The organism is Parasediminibacterium schistidii (assembly GCF_046546515.1).
Lineage (GTDB): Bacteria > Bacteroidota > Bacteroidia > Chitinophagales > Chitinophagaceae > Parasediminibacterium.
Genome location: NZ_JBKHKJ010000044.1, coordinates 1 through 23,766, shown reverse-complemented (window position 1 = coordinate 23,766; position 23,766 = coordinate 1). Strand labels below are relative to the sequence as shown.

Sequence of the window (23,766 nt, the reverse complement as noted above, 5' to 3'; positions counted from 1 at the left end):
TAATATAGTGAAATAATAGTTTATTGATAATAAACTGATAAGATTTTGATAGTGAATTATCATTTTCCTAAGCCAACTAACATCCTAAGCGGGAGGCAAGGAAAAGATGCCCCTAGCTGCTCCTTTAATGTAAAATTCGCATGTATGGGTATATAACCAAAAATAAAAATCCTATATGGGGGAAATATTCCCCCATGAGCATCCAAAATTTCTCCCATATAGGATGTTTATTAAAATGCAAACACCAAGGGGGGTAGTAATATAAATAAAATTTAATATATAATATTTATTAAAAGTATAGAACAACAAAAAGCGTAATTTTGAAATGGCCTCGTTTTTTAGTCTAATGTTATTTTATAAATCAGGATTCTTATTTTGCTTGATGTGCCCGAAGGCATATCATTTTGAAATGAAAAAGATTTAATGTTTGATTGTATAGAATTAAATTTCGTAAACAACTCAATATCTAATTTATTGCTGTTGAATGCTGCATCGATGTTATCACATATGCCAGTAGCGTAATTAATAATTAAATCCTGTTTGTTAAAAAGATTGTGGCAATACCTGAATGTGTCCACAACCCCTGTTTTATTATTGCCATAATGCCGCAATACTAAATCTATATGTGGCGGCTGAAAAAGCGTAGCCCGCAAATTCCCTTTCCAATTAGCATCAACTTGGGCGTTCAAGGTAATAATCCCTTTTTCATTTTGGGGGATAGTTATTTGTTGATTAAACGTAATAACTGTATCCATTAAAAGTAGTTTTCTCTTTTGTAATGAAACAGGTCGCTTTTCAAGGACCAGTTGGTGGAGCGAATCGGTAAATAAGTATTTGTAATGCGTAAAAATAGCCCACTTGCATTGTGGGTCATCCCAGAGTGGATTCCTATTGTCAACAGAGAGATTATCATAAAAAATAGTATCAGGAGCATTTGCCCCGTTATAGTAAGCAGCGTTCATGGCATCCAATTTTTCAGAAACAGCTACAATAGATTGAAATGCAGGCCTATTGTGCCAATTAATGTTGTTATTATCCATGCCATTTAAACACTGGTTGCTATAATAATCGTATGATTTGCCACTATAAAGCGTTTTTTGGGAATTAATTTTGGAATTACTCATTTCAATTAATTGTGAAAAATAACTTACAATGGGAAAGGGGCCGCTTAAAAGCGGAATATTGCCCGTATAATGTTTAATGAGTACAACAGAACTAAATGCCAAGCTGCAAGAAATGCTACCAAGCATAAATAAAACCAAGGACTTTTTGTATTTGGGAACTAACAAGTAAATATAATAAATTGATAATGGGAAAAAGCAAAAAAATTGATTATAATGCCCTCTATCCAAGCGGGTAAACCCTTGTTTAAATAATAAAAAAATGATTAGTCCAATAATACCAATTAGGAAAGCCTCAAAAAAAATCTTTTTAGGAAGAAAGCATTTTAATATTATAAAAAGAATAAACAGTAAGGCGCAACAAGTCAAAAATGCACATGTAAACAAAATAAATTTATAAGCTGGATTGTAAGCGTACATACAATAGCTATAATATTTAATTGTATCAAATGCAGTTATTATATAGTTGCTTATTGAGACATTAAAAAAAGACATTAAAAAACAATTGAATGCAAAAAACAATATAACTGAAAGAAAGGCCGTCAAATATTTTTTATCTTTCCATAATAAATACCAAAGTAAAGCTGTTGAAAGTAATATTACAGGCAGTGTATTTAACTTTATATACACCATTAAGGTGGCATTTAATATAACAAAGTATGATAGCCAGTATCCTTTCTTTTCTTTTTTAATAAACCACAATACAAATAGCACAAAAATCTCTAATAAGAAATTTACTTCCCACATCGCCACCAACAATACGGTACAAAATAACAAAGTGGTTATAAATTTTTGTGTTTTTAAAAGCAGCAAAAAAATAACTGTATAATTTAAACCTATGTATATATCAAGAAAAAATTGGCAAATCCAATAATTTGCGGGTATCGACCTTGCAGATAAAAAGCCCAAGGGCCCATAGGTGTATATAATATCTTTCCCCCATTGGTAGTTTTCTTTATGGCTTATAAAAAAACCAAATGCCCATTCCCACCCACAATCAATAAAACTCTTTTTGTCAGAAAAATCAGTAAAAAAAAAACGTGGGAAAATAACTAGTATAGCGATACTAAAAAATATTGTTAGCAATACTTTTTTTAAACTGGTTTGCAGCATAAATGTTCAGGGTATTAAGTGATATGTCATTTCAAAAGTAAACAATTAATTAAAGCAGCCTAATTTATCTGCCCACCCTTTTACCTCTAAGGAATGTCCTCTAATAATTTACCCCAAAATAGGTTTTTCGGTCAGGTGGTTTTGTGCAATGAATGGACGTAAAACATTAATAAAAAGAGTAGTTTTAGAGAAATTGTCCTTAAAGGCTGAAAGTTTTCTGTCCTAGGCAAAGGCTTTTTTACTTCCAGAAAGTTTTAAATTTTCTGGAAGTAAATGCCTTTTATTAAGCGAAGCTCTTTCTTAAACAAACTCAAAATAAAGCCAAATAATGTACATTCGCAGGGGGGGCTGGTTGCCCATGTATATATATGCATATAAATGTTTTGAAAAATACTGAAGTAAAAATTGCTATAATAGGCCTTGGCTATGTGGGTTTGCCCATAGCCCTTTCTTTTGCCCGTAAACTGCCCGTAATTGGTTTTGATATTAATGAAAAAAGGGTAGCATTGATGCAGCAAGGCATAGACCCAAGCCACGAACTAACGAACTCTGATTTTGGAGGTTGCGATATTGTGTTCACTAGTTCGATACAAATATTAAAAGAAGCCAATTTTTATATTATTGCTGTGCCTACTGCCGTGGATGCACACAATATACCGGATCTCACTGCTTTAAAGCGGGCATCCTCAACCATAGGTGCCGTGTTGAAACAAGGCGATTATGTTATATTTGAATCTACCGTTTACCCCGGATGCACAGAGGAAGATTGTTTGCCTATTATAGAAGAAATAAGCGGGCTGAAAGTGGGGGTAAATTTTAAACTAGGATATTCGCCTGAACGCATCAACCCAGGGGATAAGGAACATACATTAGAAAATATCATAAAAGTAGTAGCTGGCTGCGATGAAGAAGCTTTGGAGACCATAGTTGGTGTTTATTCGTTGGTTGTAAAAGCGGGCATCCACAAAGCACCATCCATAAAAGTAGCAGAAGCAGCAAAAATAATTGAAAATACGCAACGTGATTTGAACATTGCCCTGATGAACGAGCTTTCCATTATTTTTGACAAAATGGGCATTAATACCTACGATGTGCTAGCAGCTGCAGCTACCAAATGGAATTTTTTAAGATTCCAACCGGGATTGGTTGGTGGGCATTGCATAGGGGTAGATCCTTATTATTTAACTTATAAAGCAGCCAAGCTAGGCTATGCATCTAAAATAATTGCAGCAGGCAGGTATATAAACGACAGCATGGGGGGATATGTTGCTAAAAAAATAATCCAGCATATTATCCGCCATAGTGCCCATGTAAAAGAGGCCAAGGTTTTGGTAATGGGGGCTACTTTCAAGGAAAATGTAACGGATATCCGTAATAGCAAGGTAGCAGATGTGGTCCATGCCCTGAAAGATTATCACCTAAATGTAGAAGTGGCAGACCCTTATGCTGACAGCAATGCGCTAATGGAAGAATATAACTTTCCACTAGCGGACAAAATTGCTACTGATTATGACGCAGTTGTTATTATTGTGCCACATAAATCGTATAAATTGCTTGATGATACATATTTTGCATCCATTACCAAACCCAATGGGTTAATTGCCGACATAAAAGGTATTTATCAAAACAAAATTACCTCAAGGCAGTATTGGAGCTTGTAAACGGTTGGCGGTTAACAGTTAACCGTTGCCTAAGTATTTTTTTTAATTATTAATCAAACAGAGGCTCGGTTAACTGTTAACCCTTGTCGGCCAACTTAAAAAAGTATGTTAAAGCCATTAGTAGTAATCACAGGAAAAAATGGGCAATTAGGCTGGGAATTATCCCAACTAGAAAGTGGGTATAGCCATCAATTTGACTTTCTGTTTATAGATAAGGAAGAGCTTGATTTAAGCAATCCTGAAAGTATCCCAGCTTTTTTTCAATTCTACAAGCCATCCTATTTCATCAATTGCGGGGCATATACCTTGGTTGATAAATCGGAAACAGAAAAAGACCTTACCTTGGCTATCAATGCAACTAGTGTTGGCGTAATAGCTGCTGAATGTGCAGCTATTGATTGCACATTGATTACTATTTCTACAGATTATGTGTTCGATGGCAATGGCACATCCCCTTACTTGCCATACCAAGCTACTGCCCCTTTGAATTATTATGGTTACAGCAAGGAGGTAGGCGAGCAACTAGCCAAGAAAAACAACCCTAAAACAATTATTGTACGCACTTCATGGGTGTATAGCGTACATGCAAACAATTTTGTAAAAACCATACTGCGTTTGATGAAAGACAGGGAAACATTAAATGTAGTAGGCGATCAGGTAGGTTCTCCAACTTATGCTACAGATTTTGCAGTGGCTTTGCTGCATATTATCCAAGAACTGGAGAAAGGCAATATCCATTACGGCATTTATCACTATAGCAACGAAGGCGTTATTTCTTGGGCCGATTTTGCAACTGAAATTAATGCCATGGCTGGGCTCAATTGCAAAGTATCTCCCATACCTACGAACGATTACCCAACCCCAGCCAAAAGGCCTGCTTATTCTGTTTTGGACAAAGAGAGTATTGTAAACGATTTTGGGGTGCAACTGATTGATTGGAAAGTTGGTTTGGGAAAATGTATAAAAGTATTAATGGGGTAAAGGGTAGTTGCTCTAGGCCTGGCTGGGGTGAGGCAAAAAATTGCAAATCATGAGGCATCAAACGCTTGGGGGAATTCCTAATTCTTAATTCCTAATTCCTAATTATAGTGAGGTTATTGGTTACTGGGGCAACAGGTTTTATTGGGGGCTATGTGGTACATGCCCTGCTGAAAACTGGTCATAGGGTTATAGCTACTTCGTCAAGCCAAGAAAAAGCTGAAAAGCAGGATTGGTTTAGCAAAGTAACTTATATTGCCTTAGATTTAAAGACAATAGATAATTCTATAGATTATTATTCTTTTTTTGAGAAGCCAGATTGTATTATCCATTTAGCATGGGAAGGGTTGCCCAATTATAAGTCGCTGTTCCATTTTGAAGAAAATTTACCTAGGCATTATGTGTTTTTAAAAAACCTAGTAGTAAACGGGGCTAAAGACATAACGGTTACTGGAACTTGCTTTGAATATGGCATGATAGAAGGGTGCTTAATTGAAACAATGCTTACCCAGCCTGAGAACCCTTATGCACTGGCAAAAGATTGCTTGCGCAAATATTTGGAGGAATTGAGAAAAATGCACCCTTTTTCTTTGAAATGGCCTAGGTTGTTTTATATGTATGGCAAGGGGCAAAACCAGAAATCCATTCTTCCGCAGCTAGACATGGCCATACAGAATAGCGAGGAAGTGTTTAACATGAGCGGGGGGCAGCAGGTAAGGGATTACTTGCCAGTAGAACATGTAGCTGCAAATATTGTAAGTATTGCCTTGCAAAAAGAAGTGGATGGCATTGTTAACTGTGCTAGCGGCATTCCTATAACTGTAAAAGCATTGGTAGAAGACTATATACAAAAACAAAATGCAAGCATCAAATTAAATTTGGGGCATTATCCTTACCCTGATTATGAACCTATGCGTTTTTGGGGGGGGATAGAAAAATTAAATATGGTAAATAAAATATAATTTTCTATAAAGCAATTAAAAAATATTCTCTAAAATGATGCAACCGCTTGTATCAGTAATCATACCTTGCTATAACCAAGGAAGTTTCATCCAAGAAGCTTTAGATAGTTTGTCGTTTTGGGATGCCAATCTTATAGAAACAATAATTATTAATGATGGCTCTACTGATAGTTTTACTAACCAATACTTGGCTGATTTAAAAGGGAAAGGTTATAATGTTATTTTTCAAGAAAATAAAGGGTTAGGTGAAGCACGGAATACAGGAATTAGGGCTTCGATTGGGAAATATATAGTGCCGCTAGATGCAGATAATAAACTCTTGCCTGGATATAAGGAAGGTTTAAATATTTTGGAAAATGACCCCCAAATAGCAGTTTTATATGGAGATAGAAATTTCTTTGGGGATAAACAAGGAATAGAAATAACTGGGGAATTCAATTTGCAGCGTTTAATGTTAGGAAACTATATAGATGCCTGTGCTATTATCAGGAAAAGTGTATTGGAAGAAGTTGGCTACTATGATCCAATGAAAATAATGGGATTTGAAGATTGGGACTTATGGCTAAGGATTGCATTTAAGGGATATGGGTTTTACTACTTGAATGCAGTTACATTTGAATATAGGTTTATTAGGAACTCCATGATGAGGTCTTTAAATGCAGATATAAAAAAACAAAATGAAATAGAGTTGTATTTAATCCAAAAATACAAAGACAAACTTGATTATGAGTTACTTAATAACCATTTTGTTTATAGAGTAAAAAAAGCCCCTTTCAATTTTTTTTGGCGGCTGGTTTTAAAGAAATATTTCTATGGTTATTATGATAGGTTGATTAGAGAAAACAAAATATATAGAGGATTTTTATATCAAAAACACTAAGGAAAAGTACTTACAAATGATTCAACAACATATACCTGGCATTGAAAGGGTTACTGAAAACAACATCTTATCAAAGAAAAATCAGTATTATATTGGAAATTACTTTCTTTATCATGATATATTGCACATGCTTAAAACTTATGCAAAAGGTGTATTGATAGACATTGGTTGTGGCAATAAACCGTATGCAAGTATAATAAAAGGCTTAACAGATAGCCATATTGGTTGCGATATAGTACAAAGTAGTGCCAATAATGCTGATTTCCTTTGCCCGGCAGATAACTTATGTTTTGAAGAAGGGCAATTCGATACTGTTTTTTGTACGCAAGTATTAGAGCATGTAGCTGACCATCGTAAAGTAGTAAGTGAATCTTTCAGAGTTTTGAAAAGAGGTGGTCATGCCATTTTTTCAATGCCATTTAGTTGGGAACTTCACGAAGAACCATATGATTTTTTTAGATTTTCAAAATATGGATTAATCGTATTGTTTGAACAGGCTGGGTTTGAAATAATAGAAATCAAAGCAAACGGAGGCAAATGGGCGGCAGTATTTCAACTGTTCTTAAACACGCTATACTCTACTAGGCGTTACAACACATTTCGCTCAAGGATAATAAAACTTATTTTTGTTCATTTGAAGGTAGAAATATTGTACAACAATTTTGCAGTTTGGCTTGACAAAAAATACACTGATGATTTGTTCACATTAAATTATGTAGTAGTAGCAAAAAAATAACTGTTGTCTTATTCAAAATGAACAAAAACATGCAATAGTTTTCATTCGCAAAAAAAATCCTGAGGTACAAGAATGATGTTAACTAAAAATAATACCATTTTCGTTGTTCACTTGATATGGCTGCCCTTTGGCATTGATTTGTTCAAACAATTCGTGGTGTCGTATAAACAACATATAAGCGGGCATGAACATCAATTGTTGTTTTTGTTCAATGGTGTTGGCAACAAAACAGAAACCTCTGCTTATCATGAGTACGCCATAAGCGAAGGATTGATTTATACAAGTTTTTACATGGAAAGCGTTCAAGACATAGAGGCTTATAAATGGATTGCATTGCAGGTGGATTGTGATTATTTTTTATTCCTGAATAGCTATACAAAGATTTTAGCAGGAGACTGGTTACTGAATTATGTAAAAAACATACAAGATGGTATAGGGTTAATAGGGGCAACTGCTTCTTGCTCATGCTACTGGCAGGATGTTTTTAAAAAGCATACTTGGCATTGGGATAGCAGCCAATCTTTTGACTACAATTTTAGGAAAATAAAATTATTGATAAAAGCAGGTACGCTTTGGAGATTTTATTTTAAGCCCTTTCCCAATTACCATATACGAACAACTGGTTTTTTTATATCCAAGCAATTGTTTGAAAATATATCGTGCGGTAAACTAAATAATAAATTTGCCGCTTATTTGTTTGAAAGCGGCAGGAATAGCCTAACAAACCAAGTAATAGCCAAGGGGCTTGATGTGCTGGTAATTGATAAATTTGGAACTAGTTACAGAAAAGAAAAATGGGCAATCGCAAATACATTTTGGATAAAAGAGCAGGAAAACCTTCTTTTTGCTGATAACCAAACAGAAATGTATAACTTGTCGAGCGAATTCAAAAAAAAACAATTAACGGAGTTAGCGTGGGGCAAATATGAATAAATTTAGCATTATCCTGCCGGTAAGAAACGGTGGGGAATATATTAAAGAGTGCGTAGGAAGCATCTTAAACCAGGAATTGCAGGATTTTAACCTTATTGTACTGGACAATAATAGTACTGATGGCACTGTGGAATGGGTTACTTCATTAAAAGATAAAAGAATTGTTATATACTCATCTACGCAATCACTTAGTATTGAGGAAAACTGGACAAGGGCTTTAACCGTGCCGAAAAATGAGTTTATAACATTGATTGGACACGATGACATCTTATTTCCTGGATATTTAACAACAATGGATGCCTTGATAGCCAGGCACCCAACAGCAAGTTTGTACCAAACCCATTTTACCTATATAGACTCTGTGGGCAAGTTAATAAAAGCGTGCAAGCCTATGGACGAAGTGCAGCAGCCACACGAATTTTTAGGGCATTTTTTATGCAATCAAATTGATACAATGGGCACTGGGTTCATGATGCGCGCAAAAGACTATGAAAAAGTAGGGGGCATACCACCAAGATACCCCAACTTATTGTTTGCAGATTTTGAGTTATGGGTGCAATTAACCAAAATTCACTATAAGGCAACTGCTTTTGAAACCTGTTTTTCATTTCGCTTGCACCAAAGTACCACTACAACATCGGCAGATGATAAATTTCAAAAAGCGTTTGGGATATTTATTCATTTCCTTGCTGCCTTGAAGAAAGAATCGCCTCTTTTTGCCAACACTATTGAAAGGTATGTGCTAAATTATATAAATATATATTGTCAAGGGTTAACGCATCGTTTATTGAGGACACCAAAAAAAATGAGGAACCAACTGACAGTTAGCCTTTTTTTGGAAAATTGCAAAGGGTATGTTGCTTTATTGCTGCCCAATGTTGTTTATGAACCATCCAGTAATTTCAGTGTAAGGTTAGCAACATATATTGATAGTAATCTAGTTACCCGCTCTATATTTTTGTTGTTTAAAAGAATGTATAAGAAACCTATTTATTAATTTTTTGAGTTAAGAATATTGAAAGTTTCCATCATCATCATCAACTACAATACTTTTCAACTAACATGCTCTTGTATTGAAAGCATTATAAAGCACACTAAAAGTGTTGATTATGAAATAGTGCTTGTTGATAACGCATCCACAGAATGTAGCCCAGTTCTTTTTGCTGAAAAATACACACAAATTATATTGGTGCCTAATAATAAAAATGGGGGTTTTGCACAAGGTAATAATACAGGCATAGAAAAAGCTACTGGCGAATTGCTGTTGTTGCTGAACAGCGATACTTATTTAATAGAAGATAGTATTTCAATAGCGGCCAATGCTTTTAAGGCAAAACAAAACATAGGGGCATTAGGTGTTAGGATGGTTTTTCCAGATACTAACAAAGTCCAATATACGGCTCGTAGGTTTAGGGGCATCAGCTGGGAATGGCTAGATTTATTGCGTTTTATTCTCTATTTGATGCCATATACTAAACGTGCAAGGCTTATGTTTGGGAAATATTTTAAACTTGATTTTAGTACTTATTGTGATTGGGTAAACGGGGCTTTTTTTATGTTCGAGAAGCGATTGCTTTTGAAATTGCCAAACGAGCAATTAGACAACCGTTTCTTTATGTATGGCGAAGACCACCTATGGTGTTACCAGTTTACAAAGCTTGGCTACCCATCTTATTTTCTTCATACTACAACAATTGTGCATATTAACAATGGCAGTACTATTAAAAGCAAGCAATTGCGCCTTATGCTTACCATGATAAAAAACGAACTGGCCATCATGCAAGAAAGAAAAGGCAAAGGATTGTATTATTATTTATTCTGCATGGTTTATCTTTCAAAGGAGTATAGCAGATATTTTATAAAATATATTATTTCAAAAAACAGGAGCTAGTCAGTTAAACAAAATATTGAAAGCCTTTTTGGTAATATTACCCCAATAATATTCCTTATAAAATGAGGCTGGGGTAGGGGTTGGCTGGGATAATTGGTTGATAATAGCTTCTGCAAAACCTGCCCAGTCATTGTCTGGTACAACAATTAGCTTATTGCCGCTCGCGGTTTTATCGCAGCCAATGGCACCTGTTGCTGCTGAAACAACCGTAGTATTAAAACCAAGTGCCTCTACTAATTTTGTTTTTATGCCACCACCACTTAATATGGGATTGATAAAAATATCAGCCGCTTTAAAATACAGTTCAATATCTGGCACAAAACCCATGTAAATAATGTTTTTATTAGCGTAATCCTGTAGCCCATTTAGTTCTGCTGGCAAATCTTTGCCACAGATAATAATCTTGTATTCAAAGGCGGGATATTTTAGCAAAATTGGGTTAATACAATTCAAAATATCCAGCACTGCTTGGGCATTAGGTTTATAGCTCAATAAGCCATTGAAAAGGATAATGGCCTCGGTATTTTTAATGTTATGTTGCTTCCTTACCAAAGCGGCACAATCAGCTTTATCTGTTGGGGTTGAAGATAGGGGGGTACCAAAAGTAATTACATGGCATTTACCCTCATCAATGCCTATGTTGCCAATCATATATTCCATGTCTTCCTGTGAAATACAAAAAACGATATCTGCTGCGTTTAGTATTTTTTTCTCGTACCACATTAAAATGGGCCACCATTTTTTGCCTACCGATTTAAACCGCAAGTATTCTATATTATAAGTATGCACCACTAGGGGTATTTTGCATTGCCAACGCAACAAGCAACCAAGCCATCCCATGTAAGGGTGCTCAATCATAAGGTATTGGATGTTGTTTTTTTTAATGAAACTTGCCAATTGAAAAAAAAGCGGTAATTGAAAAAACTTTAGCTTGCCATTTTTCATCCACGGTAAAAGTGTATAATTTTTTACCAAGGAAAGGTCGTTCTTACTTGTGCTAACAACTGTTAGCTCGCACTGCAATCCCATATATTCATTAAACTGGGCAATACATTTTTGGCCACCAGAAAAACAAGGTAGGGTAGCATAGGGAACGACTGATACAATTTTTTGTTTCAACTTTGCTTTTTTTCTTTATTTGGCAATGCTATAATATAAATAAAAGGGGCTACTAAAAAACCAATTGATGGGTTCACAGAAATAAAGGCGTTAAAAAATGAACCCATTTTGTTTTTCCATGGTTTAGTGTAATGCGTATCCCAAAAACCAGGTTTTATCATGAGGCCCATTCCTGCCGATTGAGCCATTTGTTTGTGGATAAGAAAGGGTAGAAGGTTCTCTGCCCAAACACCATACTCCATATAACAAGTGTTGGTATAATAGTATCCTTTGGCAGGGATAGACCCATCTTTATTGAACTGGTTTACTGCATATAAAAGGTCGTTTTTTTCATAGCCACGTGTCTTTTTTGCCAACAGTTTTATTGTATTATCTGTCAATTTTGGAAAATGTTCCTCAATAAATTTAATTCTTTGGGCTACATATATTTTTTCAATTTTCCTATGGTGCAATACATGTTGGATGTTTGTAGCTGGGTTATTGAAACTGGCAGTAGTGGAAGAATACACAATAGCTTGTGGTTGGTATTGGGCAATAATCTTATAAAAATCGGCTAAACGGTAAATATGTTCCACCACGTTCCTTGATGTAATAATATCGCATTTTACCCCTTTTTGCTCCAGGATTTTTAAAGTGTCGTCAATATTGCCTACTATATAGTCATCTACATCTATATGGATGGCATTGGCTATAAGCAGCGCATTTTGCTTCCATTCTTCCAATATGTCATTGTAAATAACCTGCTTGCAGCCAATCATTTTGGCTAGGATATACAAACTGCCAATGCCTGCCCCATAATCCATTATCACAATATCCTTTACGTCCTTTTTGCTCAGTTGTATGCTGTTGTAGAGCAAATGCGCACTGGTTTGTATGGAAAAAAACATGCGTTTAAAATGGCTTCCTAAAAAATAGATGTTGCCATGCTCAGACAAGCCCAATCTTTCTACGTCAATGTTTTTCATCAGGGTAAAAAGCTGTTCTGCCTTGGCTTGCAGCAATTGCCCTAAATTATCTGTATGCGGTACGAATCTATCCATTATCTGCCTTGCTATTCATCAACAAAAGGGAAATCTGTAAAATAGGAAATATACTTACTAAAATTAATGCCCTGCTTTTACAAGATATAAATAGAAATTTTCTTTATGTAAATAACTTGTGGGTATCTAGTACTTTATCCTCATTTGTGTCTATAAAGATAATTTCGCCCACTTCCTTATTAAGTACGTTAATTTATCTGTACCTAATAAGGTAGGGTAAATATAGTTTTCAAGTTTGTCATATTGTATTTCAAATCCTCTTTTTATATTCCTTCCACTCCAAAAAGCCGAAGAGTAATACCAATATTGCCGATAATATGCCAGAATATTTACCTAATTGCTCCCCTAAATGCACTAAGGATGGCTCAAATTTAAACTCAATCAAATGCTTGCCTGCCGGTATAGCCATGCCACGAAGCGCATAGTTCACCTTGCAATAGTCTACTTTTTTGCCATCTATATATGAATTCCAGCCTTGGCTATAATAAATTTCACTAAACACGGCAAACTGGTTGGCAGCCGCATTGCTCTCGTATTTAATATAGTCATTCCTGTTTTCAATAAATTTAATTGACGCGGTAGAGTCAAAAGTAGGAGGGTTGCCTGCTGCTGCTTTAAAACTTTCATTTACAATAGCTGTCTGGGCTGGGTTGAAATGATCCATGGATGTCATTTCCTCATCTGCATTTTTTACAAATTTTAGTTCTTTTACTAGCCAGCAATTGCCCAATGCGTAAGGGTTTGGCACAGCCATGGTTTGCTTGGGATCCCTTTGGTCTGGCACTATCACATACTTCATGTTCAGCATGTTCAACACAGGGAAGCTATCTTTGGCATTCGGGTTGCTTCCCCATGCTTGTATGTTTTTATAAATTTGGAATTCGATTAGGTCGTTGTAAATAGACAATTTAGCAGGGTGGTAACCGCCAATAGTATTGTGGTGATACGATGCAAGCGCATCATTAAATGAACTACCCATGTCCATGCTATAGCCACTGCCATTAAAGGCCGCAAGGTTTAGTATACGGTAAAAACTTGTGTCTTTGTCCAGCGCTTCGTCTGCCTTTGTTTTTTGATAAGCCAACTCGTATGTTTCGGGTTCCACAAAATTATCATCGCTAAAATACCTTTTTCCTATAGGCATTAAATCTATCATGGCCAATAAAATAAATGCGGCAATTACAATTGGCTTTTTAACCATACCTTTTGCGTAAGCATAAAAAGCAGCCACTGCTACTGCCATAATACCTAATGAGCGCAGCATATCTTTAAAATACAATTCTTTCCTGTCATCTGCCCATGCTTGCATGTAACTTTTAATAAAGCTATCGTTGCCTTTGAATGCATTTTCCAAATTTTTCTTTAATGCAAGGGTATTGGCATTGCTGAAACTTGCAAATAAATAAAAGGCTAGCAATAAACCTACACAACTAGCTGCAATTATTAAAAACTGCTTCAATACCTTGGCTTGCTTTTCCTTGTCGGTTGCTGTGTCTATAAATTCATTTATAAATAGAGTAGCCATTAATCCCACTGATAATTGCGGCATCACTAACGACATGGAAGGAGCCCTGAATTTTTTATAGAATGGTAGGTAGTCGAACAAGAAATAATTCACTGCTTCTAGGTTCTTGCCCCAGGCCAATACAATACCAAAAATAGTAATGGCCAATAGCCACCATTTGTTTTTGTTTGATGAAAGTATAAAGCCTGCTAAGCCCATCAAGCAAACAAATGCCCCTAGGTAAACAGGGCCAGATGTGCCAGGCTGATCGCCCCAATAGGCTGATGCTGCTTGGTATAGCTGTTGCACAGCTTGCTGTGGTATTTCTGGCGAATTTTGAAGCAGTGCAGCTACCTTGGAATCATCACCAAAAGTGGTAGAACTACCGCCTCCAAAAGCATTGGGTACCATTAAAGTGAGGGTTTCGCCAATGCCATAACTCCATCTGAACGCATAGTCTTTATCTAGCCCCCCAACTGTTTTGTTCTTTTTGTCAGCATTGCCCAATGTAAGCCCACTGCCACCGCCACGCATGGTTTCTTTTGAATACTCGTAGGTGGGCAAATAACTATTGGCCACATACAGAACAGACAACGTACTACAAACGACACTTAGCACAAATGTGAATGCTAGGTGTTTGAAGTCTTTTTCCTTTATTGTCTTTATTAAAAAGGGGATGCTCATGCACACTGCCATGAGTAAAGTATAATAAGCAATCTGTTGGTGGCTTTGTACAAACAAGCCAACCGTGGTCAACAAAAGCATGATGCTGCCAATCCAATACCGCTTTTTGAACAATAATTGCATAGAAGCCAATATGGCCGGGGCATAAGCTATGGACATTAATTTGGTATCGTGCCCTGCTGTGATGATTATAGGGTCATAAGAACAATAGCCATACGCCAAACCCCCAGCTATGCTAAGCCATGGGTTTACCCCCATTACAACTGCCAAGAAATAAAATCCTAAACAGCAAAAAAACAGGTAATAGGTTGGTTTAGGCAGCCCAAGGGTAAGCAATTCGTGGAAATAATACACATTTATATAGGGTGGGTCTTTACTTTCCATGGCTATTTGATAAGCCGGCATACCGCTAAACATGCTGTTTGTCCATAAAGGGAAATAGCCATTTTTTTCCCTAACCACATACGACTGGTGAGCCATAGCTTTCCATTGCTGCACATCGTGCTGCTCTACTACTTTGCCATCTAATGCAGGCTTGGAGTAAATAATAGACAGAATTAGAAATGTAAGGACGGCTACAATATGCGGCAGCAAGGGTTTCCAGTTAAATTGCTTCATTTATCTTTTTTATAAGTGCGGCAAAATAATGCTATTTTTCAATCTTATATCAATCATTGAATGATTAAACTAGTTGATATGGCTTTTTCCACTGACTTTTGCATACTATTATCTTTTAAAAATCATTTCTGCCTTTTTAATGGACAAATTTTCACTTACATTTCTTAGCAGGGTAGCACTTATTTGTAATGGGTTGTTTTTATATTGTGTGCTGGTAAAGGGCACAAAAGATTTTATTGGCAACCAGGATATTAATAGCGTGATTATTACCTTGGGATGGGGGGCATCATTTTTTTTGAACCTATTGCTCAACTTTTGCTGGCTTTTGCTGTTTATTCAAAAGAAAGTAGTGCCAACTCCAAATTGGCTATTGTATACTAATCTGTTTTTTATTATTTTTCAAATCATATACTTAGTTATCTTCTAACCCATGATCACAAATATTTTAAACGACAAGCCTACAAAACTTTTTATTGCCATCGCTGCGTTTTTTGTAGCCAATGCCCTTATTGCAGAGTGTATAGGCGGAAAGATTTTCTCTTTCGAGAAACTGGTTGGTTTGCACCCATCTAATTTCACCATTTTTGGTCAAAGTGGGCTTGCGTTCAACCTCACTTGTGGCGTATTGCTCTGGCCATTGGAGTTTATTATTACAGATGTTGTCAATGAGTTTTATGGCCCCAAGGCTGTGCGCCGCATCAGTTATATTGCCGTAGGGCTTATCTCTTATGCTTTTTTAATGTTTTATGCTGCCATACAAGTGCCAGGAGCCGATTTTTGGTTTGGCAGCAGCAAAAGCAGCGGCATTGATGATATGCAAATAGCTTTCAGTGGCATTTTTGGGCAAGGGATGTGGATAATTGTGGGTAGCCTTACAGCTTTTTTGGTTAGCCAGTTTGTGGATGTGTATATTTTCCACAAGATAAAAAAAGTAACTGGCGATAAATGGGTGTGGCTGCGTTCTACTGGTTCCACGGTTGTATCGCAACTGGTAGATAGTTTTGTGGTATTGTTTATTGCGTTTAAAATAGGGAAGGGGTGGAGTTGGCAACTGGTACTGGCAATATGCTTGGTCAATTATATATACAAGTTTACCATGGCTATAGTACTAACACCACTTATATACTTGATAGAGCGGCGGATTACAAAGTATTTTGGGGAAGAAGTAGCGCATCAAATGAAAATGGCAGCTATGGGCAAAGGGAATAATTAAAAAAAACTTTACTATTCAGGTCTTATTTTGCTATAAACGAACGAAGGCTCTTAGTTTAACTAAGAAAAAAGCGATTATCTTCTTTCTTTTTCTTCTTGCTTAAAACTTTGTGCCTCTTTGTGTTTTCGTGCCTTCGTGGCAGATTAACCAAATTTGCACCTAATAATAAAAATGGGCAGATAGAAATACTATCGCCCATTTTTTAATAACAAGAAAGTGTATTTTAAAAACGCTCTAGCTTAGAGAAGAAAAAATCCCCTTCTATTGCTGCATTTTCATCGCTATCGCTACCATGCACAGCATTCTCGCCTATTGAGGCTGCAAATATTTTGCGGATTGTACCATCTGCTGCATTTGCAGGGTTGGTAGCACCAATCAATTCCCTGAAATCTGCTACTGCATTTTCTTTTTCCAGTATAGCCGCTACTATTTTGTCGCTGCTCATAAACTCAACCAATTCTGGGTAGAAAGGCCTTTCCTTATGTACTTCATAAAACAAACCAGCTTGCTCCTTGGTTAGTTTTGTCCATTTCATCGCTTTAATGCTAAACCCTGCTTTGATGATTTGATCTAAAATAGCACCTGTATAACCCTTTGATGTAGCATCGGGCTTAATCATCGTAAATGTCCTGTTACTCATAATTTTATTTGTTTCTGCTTTATTATTGAGGGCGTAAAAGTAAGGGATTTATACGTATTAGGGCTAGTGTCAATGTGGCTATTGGTAATGCCCATCTAGTTTTTTGATAAAATATAGCTTTTTGTTTTCTAAATATTCAACAGGTTGCCCATACTTTCCTCTAACTGGTTGAATATCAAAATCAGTAAAAACCTTGAAACTTTTATCTGCTATATGGTTAACTACTGTAGTTGGGTTTTCTAACAAAAGGCTACCAAAATGCAACATGCTTTCATATCCTTTAAAATACATTTCGCTTGGCTTGGCCATTAAATTAGCTCTGTACTTTTTTGTAAGGCTTGCTACCAAAGTTTGTGTCCTTGGGAAATTGTAAGGTGTTGAAAAAACAATGTTCACCCCCCTGCAGTCGTAGCCATCCAGCTCCTTTACCCCATCCCAAGTGGGCATACCCATTACTGTGCAATCGTAGGACTTGGCACAGGCTACCATTTTTACCAGTTTCAACCCAAACATTTCATTTATGCTCCCGCATACAATGGTATTTTGGGCAGTGCTGTCTAAATAGGGGAGTAGTGACTTGGCAGTTGAGGTGTCTGAAATTTCTAGAGTCCGGTAGGTAAGTGGCACTGCTGCAGTTGTTTTGGCAGCCTCTATAAAATAACTTTGTATTAAATCTTCCAGTTGCCCTTTCTTTTTTATGTAGATAATGTTGCTGGTAGGCCTGTTTCTTTGTAGGTAGCTGTATATATTAGTTAAATGTGTTTTTAAAGATGTATTAATCAACACAAAATATGGGTTTTCTGTTACCCCCCCGTCATTAGGATAAGTGGAAGAAACAAGCGGCACTTTTTTGCTGAAAGCAAAATCGGCCAGTGGCTTTATGTCTTGCCTGTTATTGAACGCAGCAATAATCAAGTTTACATCGTTGAATTCGGGCTTACGGATGATGCTGGATATGCTTTCTTTCCCTCTACTGTCATAAAAAAGCACTTCCATGTTTTTGCCTTCATCATCAAGGCTATCAATGGCCATCATTACCCCATTATAAAAATCAAGGCCAGCCATCATGTTGCTAGGCAAGTTATTGATGCCTAGCTTGTAATCAATGCCATCAAAAGCACTGTCTGTATATATAGGTGCAAACACAGCAACCTTCAATGGCTGCTGAGCATTTAAGCTAAAAGATGCTATAATCAAGGTAAAGATAAAAAGGATAGGGTATTTGTACATAATTGATAATTGATAATTGACAGTTGATAATTTGGAAAAAGAATAAAAATCTGTTCTAACATTTAATTCTTAATTCCTAATTCTCAATTCTTAATTAAATCATTCCCACTCTATTGTTGCGGGGGGTTTGCTGCTTATGTCATATACCACGCGGTTGATACCAGGCACATGGTTGATGATATTATTAGAAATATCTGCAAGGAACTCGTAAGGTAAGTGCGCCCAATCGGCTGTCATTCCATCAACACTAGTTACAGCCCTTAGCGCAACCGTAAACTCATACGTGCGTTCATCACCCATAACGCCTACGCTTTTTACAGGTAGCAAAATTGTGCCAGCCTGCCAAACTTTGTCGTACAGCCCAGTTTCTTTCAACGCTTTTGTATATAAATCATCTGCATCTTGCAATAATGTTACCTTTTCCTCTGTTACTTCCCCCAATATGCGGATGGCCAAGCCGGGACCAGGGAATGGGTGGCGGAAAAGCAAATCGTGTGGTATGCCCAAGGCAAGCCCCACTTTGCGCACTTCATCTTTAAACAAAGACCTCAACGGCTCTACAAGGCTTAGCTTCATGGTGGCTGGCAGCCCGCCTACATTGTGGTGCGACTTGATGGTGGCAGATGGCCCATGCACGCTTATGCTTTCTATCACATCGGGATAAATAGTGCCTTGCCCCAAAAAGCTGGCATCTTCTATTTTTGCTGCTTCCTGCTGAAACACATCTATAAATAGGCCGCCAATGGTCTTGCGTTTTGCCTCTGGGTCGGTTTTGCCGGCTAGTGCATCGTAAAACAATTGCTTGGCATCAATGCCTGTAACGTTTAAGTCTAACTGCTTGTAAATATCCAATACCTGCTCAAATTCGCCTTTCCGCAAAAGGCCATTGTCAACAAAAATACCGTATAGGTTTTTGCCAATAGCCCTGCTGATAAGGGTTGCTGCCACGGTACTGTCAACCCCGCCGCTCAAGCCCATGATTACTTTGGCATCGCCAATTTGTTTCTTTAGGTTTTCAATGGTTTCTGCAATAAAAGCATTTGGGGTAAAGTTTTGCGTACAGCCACAGACATTTATTAAGAAATTGCTGATTATTTTTTTGCCTTCGGCAGAATGGTGTACTTCGGGGTGGAACTGCAAGCCATACAATGGGAAGCCATTGCCGCTTGCCCTCCGGAATGCCGCCACGGGTATGCTGCTAGTGGTGGCCAATACCTCAAAACCTTCAGGAAGGGCGGCAATGCTGTCACTATGGCTCATCCATACATGCGAATCAGGAGGCAAGCCTTGTAGCAAGGCATCTTGCCCGGCAATGGTCAATATAGCCCTGCCATACTCACGCTTGTTGCTTTTGTCAACCCGGCCACCCAATTGCTTTGCGGTTAATTGTGCCCCATAGCAAACCCCCAACACAGGCACTTGTACTGCCAAAGCAGCAACATCTACTATTGGCGGTGCTGCATCGTTTACGCTAAAGGGCGATCCGCTAAGGATAATCCCTTTTAATGTGCTGTCAATAACAAACGGTTTATTATAAGGGATTATTTCGCAATAAACATTGGCTTCCCTCACACAACGGGCAATCAGCTGGGTAAACTGGCTTCCAAAGTCGAGGATGAGTATCTTTTCCGTCATGCGGCAAATGTAAATGAAGAAAATTTAATTTGGACATGCGTTTAAATGGTGGGGTTGGTAAAAGGGTTTTGATTTAGAACCTGATTATTATTTAAAAATAAAATGTGATTAAATTTGGTTCTGTGTAGTTATGTTTTCAGACCTATATATAAGCCATAAAAAACCGCTGGGCTGCACAGCGGTTTTTTGTTTTTGCCAGTAAAAAACTAGCTAGTTGTTCAAATTAGAAATTTGGAAACATTGTATCAAGTGGGGGTTCATCCAAAGCCAAACTTCCCGAAAGTTTAAACTTTCGGGAAGTTGCTGATTATGTCCGTCATGGAAATCAAAGCGAAGGGGACACGCCAAAGGCCGTACGCAAGCAACACGAAGTTTGACTTGGACTTGCGAGAACATATGTCAATCATCAGTTTTAGAAAGATTTGCCTTTCAAAAACCTTTCGTTAGAAACTCAAATTCATTTGTAATAATTTCATTGTAATGAATTAAATTATTACAAAATTTCTATTACAATTATGTATTAAAAAAATATGAATAAATAAAATTATTACAAAATAATTATTACAACTATTTGTTGCAATAAAAAAAATCCCCAGGAAAATTACTCCCCGGGGATTTTTTTTTAATGGAACAATGCCAGATAAACAATTACTTCATCAGCACCTTGAATGGCGTGTATTTCAGGCCATCATTGTTGCCCAGTAGCAATATATATTGATTGTTTTTAGCACTTGTTTTACCAACTTCGACTGGCACTATGTTTTGACCAACCACGGCATTGATTGTTTTTGTAATGATTGTCCTGCCCGAGCTTAGTTCCATTAGCCTCAATACGAGCTTTCCATTAATTTCCGATTTAAACTGGCAGTTGAACCTGTCTGTTGCAGGGTTGGGATAAACCGTTACAGCCTTGTCTGCCAAGCTTTGCTGATATACATAGTCGGTTTGTGTAAACTTCGCCCCTGCAATAGCTGAGGTAATATTATTGTTGCCGTTGCCAAGGAAAGAGAAAGTAACAGTTACCACATCGTCTGCCGTTAGCGTGTCTTTGCTGGCTGCGGAAACAAAATCCCGTAGGCGGATAGCATAGTCTTTAGCATCTGTAGAAATTGGCAATGTATAGCTGTATTGGTCGCTCCAATTGCTGATGGACGATTTTTGAATTACAATTTTCAACTGCCCTGCACCCGTAGCAGAAGCATTTAAAACCAAGTTGCTATAGCCAGATAAGTCTTTGCTTAGCCCACCCGCTTCCATCAATTTATAAACAGACACATAGTCTGGCGTGTTTACATTGATGTTCACGCCCCTGAACAACCTGAACTCGCCCGCTTGTGGCAATACCCCATCATTGCTAATGGTAAAGCTATTGGGCTTTAGATTGCTGTTGCTAAGGCTATAATTCCAGTTGCCATCGTTCATATAGGCAAGGTCTTGTTGTTTGCCATCGAGGTATAAGTTGGCATCGTTTTCATACGCATCTTTCAAGTCAACCACCACTTTGGTAATTGCATTTGGCAGCAGGGTTACAGGTACTATTTTATCGGTTGTGTTCGCATCGTTTTCATTTTTCCTAACTACTAAGTCTAAATACGCATTGCTTGATGCGGTGGTGTTGTTGATGTTCAGCACCAAGTTGTTGCCATCACGGGTAATATTGGTGATATATGCTTTTGGTGCGCCAAGGCTGTCATTTATTTGTTGCAATGGCATTAAAGCGTTCAGCTTGTTTAGCACATTGTTCAGCATATAAGTAGCCATTTTGGGATCCACAGCCCAAATCTGGAAATTGTACATGGTATCAACGTTTACAAAATTCTTGGTTAGCCAAACAGATTGAATTTTGAATGTATTGCTGTTGTTTTGCACGCCTGCCGAGAAACTAATGGCATATTCCACCTCGCCTGTGCGTTGCTGCAACTTGTACTGCATAAAATGCAATTGCTGCACTGTTATTTGTTTAGCCTCCAGCAAAGTAGCCCCTTTTAGCCTGTCGCAAATTTGCTTGGTGTGCGAGTAAACAGCACCGTAAGTACGGGAAATCAACGTGGTGGACTTTGTTTGCCCATTGGCTACATAGTCGTACCCTTTCATTACCTGCGCATTGGTAAAGCTGGTCAAGTCGGCAAGGTTGGCAGACACATCATAGGTCTTGTAACCTGTCCCAATAACTTCTTTGTTAGGCATTAAATCAATTACTGCTAGATTGCCTGGTGTTGTAATGCCCATGGTGCTAATGGTAGCCCTATTGGTGGTTACCAATGGCAGCGAGTTATAGCTCACGGCATTTACGAAGTTTGCCAATGCTTTGTTATATACACGTTTTGCTATGGCATCGCCCAGGCTTTTGCTTTCCACGCCCCCATAGCTGCCAGATATTACGCTGCCGCAACTTACAGTCAGTGGCACGCTTACGGTTGCGTTGCAGCCTGTGGCTGTGGCTATTGCGTAAACCACATTTGCCATGCCGTTGCTATCCCCTTTTGCCAGCCCTGTCAAGCTATCTATATGTGCAATAGCGGTATCGTCAATGCTCCAGAAACCGCCAGGCGTGCCGTTGTACAGCGTTGTGGTATCGCCCTTGCAAACAGCAGAAACACCTGTGATAGGCTGCAAGGATATAGGTGCAGCAGTATTGTTTACGGCAATGCTGCTTGTTACAGTAGTTGTCCCACAGTTATTGGTAACTGAATAGCTGATAGTTGCCGTGCCAACAGCAATGCCACTCACCTTGCCGTTTGCATTAACAGTTGCAACGGCAATGTTTGAAGAAGACCATACCCCATTAGCAGTAGCATCTTTCAAGGCAATGGTAGAACCAGCACATGCAGTATTTGCCCCGCTAATGGCAGCAACTGTTGGCAGAGGGTTTACGGTTAATACTAGCGTTGCAATGCTATCGCACCCAGCAGCATTGGTAAGGTATGCTGAATAGATACCAGCCATTGAATAATTGATGCCATTAAACAAATAAGAACTGCCAGCACAAATACTTGCATTCGTGGTAGAAGTAGTAGGTGAATTTATGGTCAATACCAAAGTAGCAACACTATCACAGCCTTGGGCATTGGTAAGGTGGGATACATAACTACCAGCAATGCTGTAGTATGTTCCATTAAAATTATATTTTCCGCCAGCACAGATGCTTGCGTTGGTGGTACTAATAGAATTTGCCTTTACTGTCAATATCAAGGTAGCGGCACTATCGCAGCCAACTGCATTTACCAAATGGGCAGTGTAAGTTCCTGCAACGCTGTATGCTGTGCCATTGAAGGTATAAGAACTGCCAGCGCAAATGCTTGCATTGGTGGTGGATGTAGAAAGTGCTTTCACAGTCAATATCAATGTAGCAGCGCTATCGCAGCCAACTGCATTTACCAAATGTGCAGTATATGAACCCGCAACACTGTATGATGTTCCATTGAAAGTATAAGAACCACCTGAGCAGATTGCAGCATTCGTGGTAGAAGTTGAAAGGGCTTTTACTGTTAATACCAAGGTAGAGGCACTATCGCAGCCTACTGCATTCGTTAAATGTGCTGTATATATTCCTGCGTCAGTGTAAGTAGTGCCGTTGAATGTGTAAGAACCATCGGCACAAATACTTGCATTGGTTGTTGATGTAGAAAGTGCTTTAACGGTCAACACTAAGGTAGCGGCACTATCGCAGCCTACCGCATTCGTTAAATGTGCTGTATATGTTCCTGCAACGCTATATGCTGTGCCATTAAAGGTATAAGCACTGCCAGCACAGATACTTGCATTTGTGGTAGAAGTAGAAAGCGGTTTAATAGTCAATATCAAAGTG

17 protein-coding genes are annotated in these 23,766 nt (G+C 37.9%); 9 read left to right on the top strand and 8 right to left on the bottom strand.

What is annotated here, in order from left to right; all coding sequences use genetic code 11:
- Nucleotides 1-338: 338 nt before the first annotated feature.
- Nucleotides 339-1,124 carry a hypothetical protein gene (locus ACHFIY_RS17875; protein WP_410847487.1) on the bottom strand — a complete coding sequence of 262 codons (786 nt, stop codon included), beginning with the start codon at nucleotides 1,122-1,124 and terminating at the stop codon, nucleotides 339-341.
- Between the two features lie 1,493 nt (nucleotides 1,125-2,617).
- Between ACHFIY_RS17875 and ACHFIY_RS17870 the strand changes: the two genes are divergently transcribed.
- The 8 genes from ACHFIY_RS17870 to ACHFIY_RS17835 all read left to right on the top strand — a co-directional run bounded on the left by ACHFIY_RS17870 (nucleotide 2,618) and on the right by ACHFIY_RS17835 (nucleotide 10,275).
- Nucleotides 2,618-3,895, top strand: coding sequence for a nucleotide sugar dehydrogenase (locus ACHFIY_RS17870; protein WP_410847486.1), 1,278 nt, complete (start codon nucleotides 2,618-2,620; stop codon nucleotides 3,893-3,895).
- A gap of 105 nt (nucleotides 3,896-4,000) precedes the next feature.
- Nucleotides 4,001-4,876 (top strand): dTDP-4-dehydrorhamnose reductase, encoded by an 876-nt coding sequence (rfbD, locus tag ACHFIY_RS17865; RefSeq protein WP_410847485.1) that lies wholly within the window; start codon nucleotides 4,001-4,003, stop codon nucleotides 4,874-4,876.
- A 107-nt stretch (nucleotides 4,877-4,983) separates the two neighbouring features.
- Nucleotides 4,984-5,835: an NAD-dependent epimerase/dehydratase family protein gene (locus ACHFIY_RS17860; protein ID WP_410847484.1), complete on the top strand. Its 852-nt coding sequence runs from the start codon at nucleotides 4,984-4,986 to the stop codon at nucleotides 5,833-5,835.
- Nucleotides 5,836-5,869: 34 nt separating this feature from the next.
- Complete coding sequence (locus ACHFIY_RS17855) at nucleotides 5,870-6,715, top strand: glycosyltransferase family 2 protein (RefSeq protein ID WP_410847483.1); 846 nt, start codon at nucleotides 5,870-5,872, stop codon at nucleotides 6,713-6,715.
- Between the two features lie 16 nt (nucleotides 6,716-6,731).
- On the top strand, nucleotides 6,732-7,451 hold the full coding sequence (locus ACHFIY_RS17850; protein ID WP_410847482.1) for a class I SAM-dependent methyltransferase: 720 nt from the start codon (nucleotides 6,732-6,734) through the stop codon (nucleotides 7,449-7,451).
- Nucleotides 7,452-7,523: 72 nt separating this feature from the next.
- Complete coding sequence (locus ACHFIY_RS17845; protein WP_410847481.1) at nucleotides 7,524-8,384, top strand: hypothetical protein; 861 nt, start codon at nucleotides 7,524-7,526, stop codon at nucleotides 8,382-8,384.
- Nucleotides 8,377-9,381: a glycosyltransferase gene (locus ACHFIY_RS17840; RefSeq protein ID WP_410847480.1), complete on the top strand. Its 1,005-nt coding sequence runs from the start codon at nucleotides 8,377-8,379 to the stop codon at nucleotides 9,379-9,381. The genes ACHFIY_RS17845 and ACHFIY_RS17840 overlap by 8 nt, the downstream gene beginning before the upstream one ends.
- Before the next feature lie 18 nt (nucleotides 9,382-9,399).
- Nucleotides 9,400-10,275 carry a glycosyltransferase family 2 protein gene (locus ACHFIY_RS17835; RefSeq protein ID WP_410847479.1) on the top strand — a complete coding sequence of 292 codons (876 nt, stop codon included), beginning with the start codon at nucleotides 9,400-9,402 and terminating at the stop codon, nucleotides 10,273-10,275.
- Here the strand turns inward: ACHFIY_RS17835 and ACHFIY_RS17830 are convergent, their stop codons facing one another.
- The 3 genes from ACHFIY_RS17830 to ACHFIY_RS17820 all read right to left on the bottom strand — a co-directional run bounded on the left by ACHFIY_RS17830 (nucleotide 10,276) and on the right by ACHFIY_RS17820 (nucleotide 15,240).
- Entirely contained in the window at nucleotides 10,276-11,394 is a 1,119-nt protein-coding gene (locus ACHFIY_RS17830; protein WP_410847478.1) for a glycosyltransferase family 4 protein, read from the bottom strand.
- Entirely contained in the window at nucleotides 11,391-12,434 is a 1,044-nt protein-coding gene (locus ACHFIY_RS17825; RefSeq protein ID WP_410847477.1) for a class I SAM-dependent methyltransferase, read from the bottom strand. Before ACHFIY_RS17825 ends, ACHFIY_RS17830 begins: the two co-directional genes overlap by 4 nt.
- Before the next feature lie 250 nt (nucleotides 12,435-12,684).
- On the bottom strand, nucleotides 12,685-15,240 hold the full coding sequence (locus tag ACHFIY_RS17820; RefSeq protein ID WP_410847476.1) for a YfhO family protein: 2,556 nt from the start codon (nucleotides 15,238-15,240) through the stop codon (nucleotides 12,685-12,687).
- Between the two features lie 430 nt (nucleotides 15,241-15,670).
- Here ACHFIY_RS17820 and ACHFIY_RS17815 point away from each other — a divergent pair, with 430 nt between their 5' ends.
- Nucleotides 15,671-16,453 carry a queuosine precursor transporter gene (locus ACHFIY_RS17815; RefSeq protein WP_410847475.1) on the top strand — a complete coding sequence of 261 codons (783 nt, stop codon included), beginning with the start codon at nucleotides 15,671-15,673 and terminating at the stop codon, nucleotides 16,451-16,453.
- A gap of 223 nt (nucleotides 16,454-16,676) precedes the next feature.
- Here the strand turns inward: ACHFIY_RS17815 and ACHFIY_RS17810 are convergent, their stop codons facing one another.
- From ACHFIY_RS17810 to ACHFIY_RS17795, 4 genes are all read right to left on the bottom strand, one after another.
- Nucleotides 16,677-17,093, bottom strand: a complete 417-nt coding sequence (locus ACHFIY_RS17810) for a nucleoside-diphosphate kinase (protein ID WP_489685651.1) — start codon at nucleotides 17,091-17,093, stop codon at nucleotides 16,677-16,679.
- A gap of 78 nt (nucleotides 17,094-17,171) precedes the next feature.
- Nucleotides 17,172-18,323, bottom strand: coding sequence for a hypothetical protein (locus ACHFIY_RS17805; protein ID WP_410847474.1), 1,152 nt, complete (start codon nucleotides 18,321-18,323; stop codon nucleotides 17,172-17,174).
- A gap of 99 nt (nucleotides 18,324-18,422) precedes the next feature.
- Nucleotides 18,423-19,958, bottom strand: a complete 1,536-nt coding sequence (gene guaA, locus ACHFIY_RS17800) for a glutamine-hydrolyzing GMP synthase (RefSeq protein ID WP_489685650.1) — start codon at nucleotides 19,956-19,958, stop codon at nucleotides 18,423-18,425.
- Nucleotides 19,959-20,606: 648 nt separating this feature from the next.
- Nucleotides 20,607-23,766: Ig-like domain-containing protein (locus ACHFIY_RS17795; RefSeq protein WP_410847473.1), on the bottom strand; the 3,160-nt coding region annotated here is incomplete at its 5' end.

Coding starts and splice junctions, on each gene's coding strand:
- ACHFIY_RS17810 (WP_489685651.1), bottom strand. CDS start 17,093: ATGAGTAACAGGACATTTACGATGATTAAGCCCGATGCTACATCAAAG.
- ACHFIY_RS17840 (WP_410847480.1), top strand. CDS start 8,377: ATGAATAAATTTAGCATTATCCTGCCGGTAAGAAACGGTGGGGAATAT.
- ACHFIY_RS17855 (WP_410847483.1), top strand. CDS start 5,870: ATGATGCAACCGCTTGTATCAGTAATCATACCTTGCTATAACCAAGGA.
- rfbD (WP_410847485.1), top strand. CDS start 4,001: ATGTTAAAGCCATTAGTAGTAATCACAGGAAAAAATGGGCAATTAGGC.
- ACHFIY_RS17845 (WP_410847481.1), top strand. CDS start 7,524: ATGATGTTAACTAAAAATAATACCATTTTCGTTGTTCACTTGATATGG.
- ACHFIY_RS17875 (WP_410847487.1), bottom strand. CDS start 1,124: ATGAGTAATTCCAAAATTAATTCCCAAAAAACGCTTTATAGTGGCAAA.
- ACHFIY_RS17805 (WP_410847474.1), bottom strand. CDS start 18,323: ATGTACAAATACCCTATCCTTTTTATCTTTACCTTGATTATAGCATCT.
- ACHFIY_RS17815 (WP_410847475.1), top strand. CDS start 15,671: ATGATCACAAATATTTTAAACGACAAGCCTACAAAACTTTTTATTGCC.
- ACHFIY_RS17850 (WP_410847482.1), top strand. CDS start 6,732: ATGATTCAACAACATATACCTGGCATTGAAAGGGTTACTGAAAACAAC.
- guaA (WP_489685650.1), bottom strand. CDS start 19,958: ATGACGGAAAAGATACTCATCCTCGACTTTGGAAGCCAGTTTACCCAG.
- ACHFIY_RS17820 (WP_410847476.1), bottom strand. CDS start 15,240: ATGAAGCAATTTAACTGGAAACCCTTGCTGCCGCATATTGTAGCCGTC.
- ACHFIY_RS17825 (WP_410847477.1), bottom strand. CDS start 12,434: ATGGATAGATTCGTACCGCATACAGATAATTTAGGGCAATTGCTGCAA.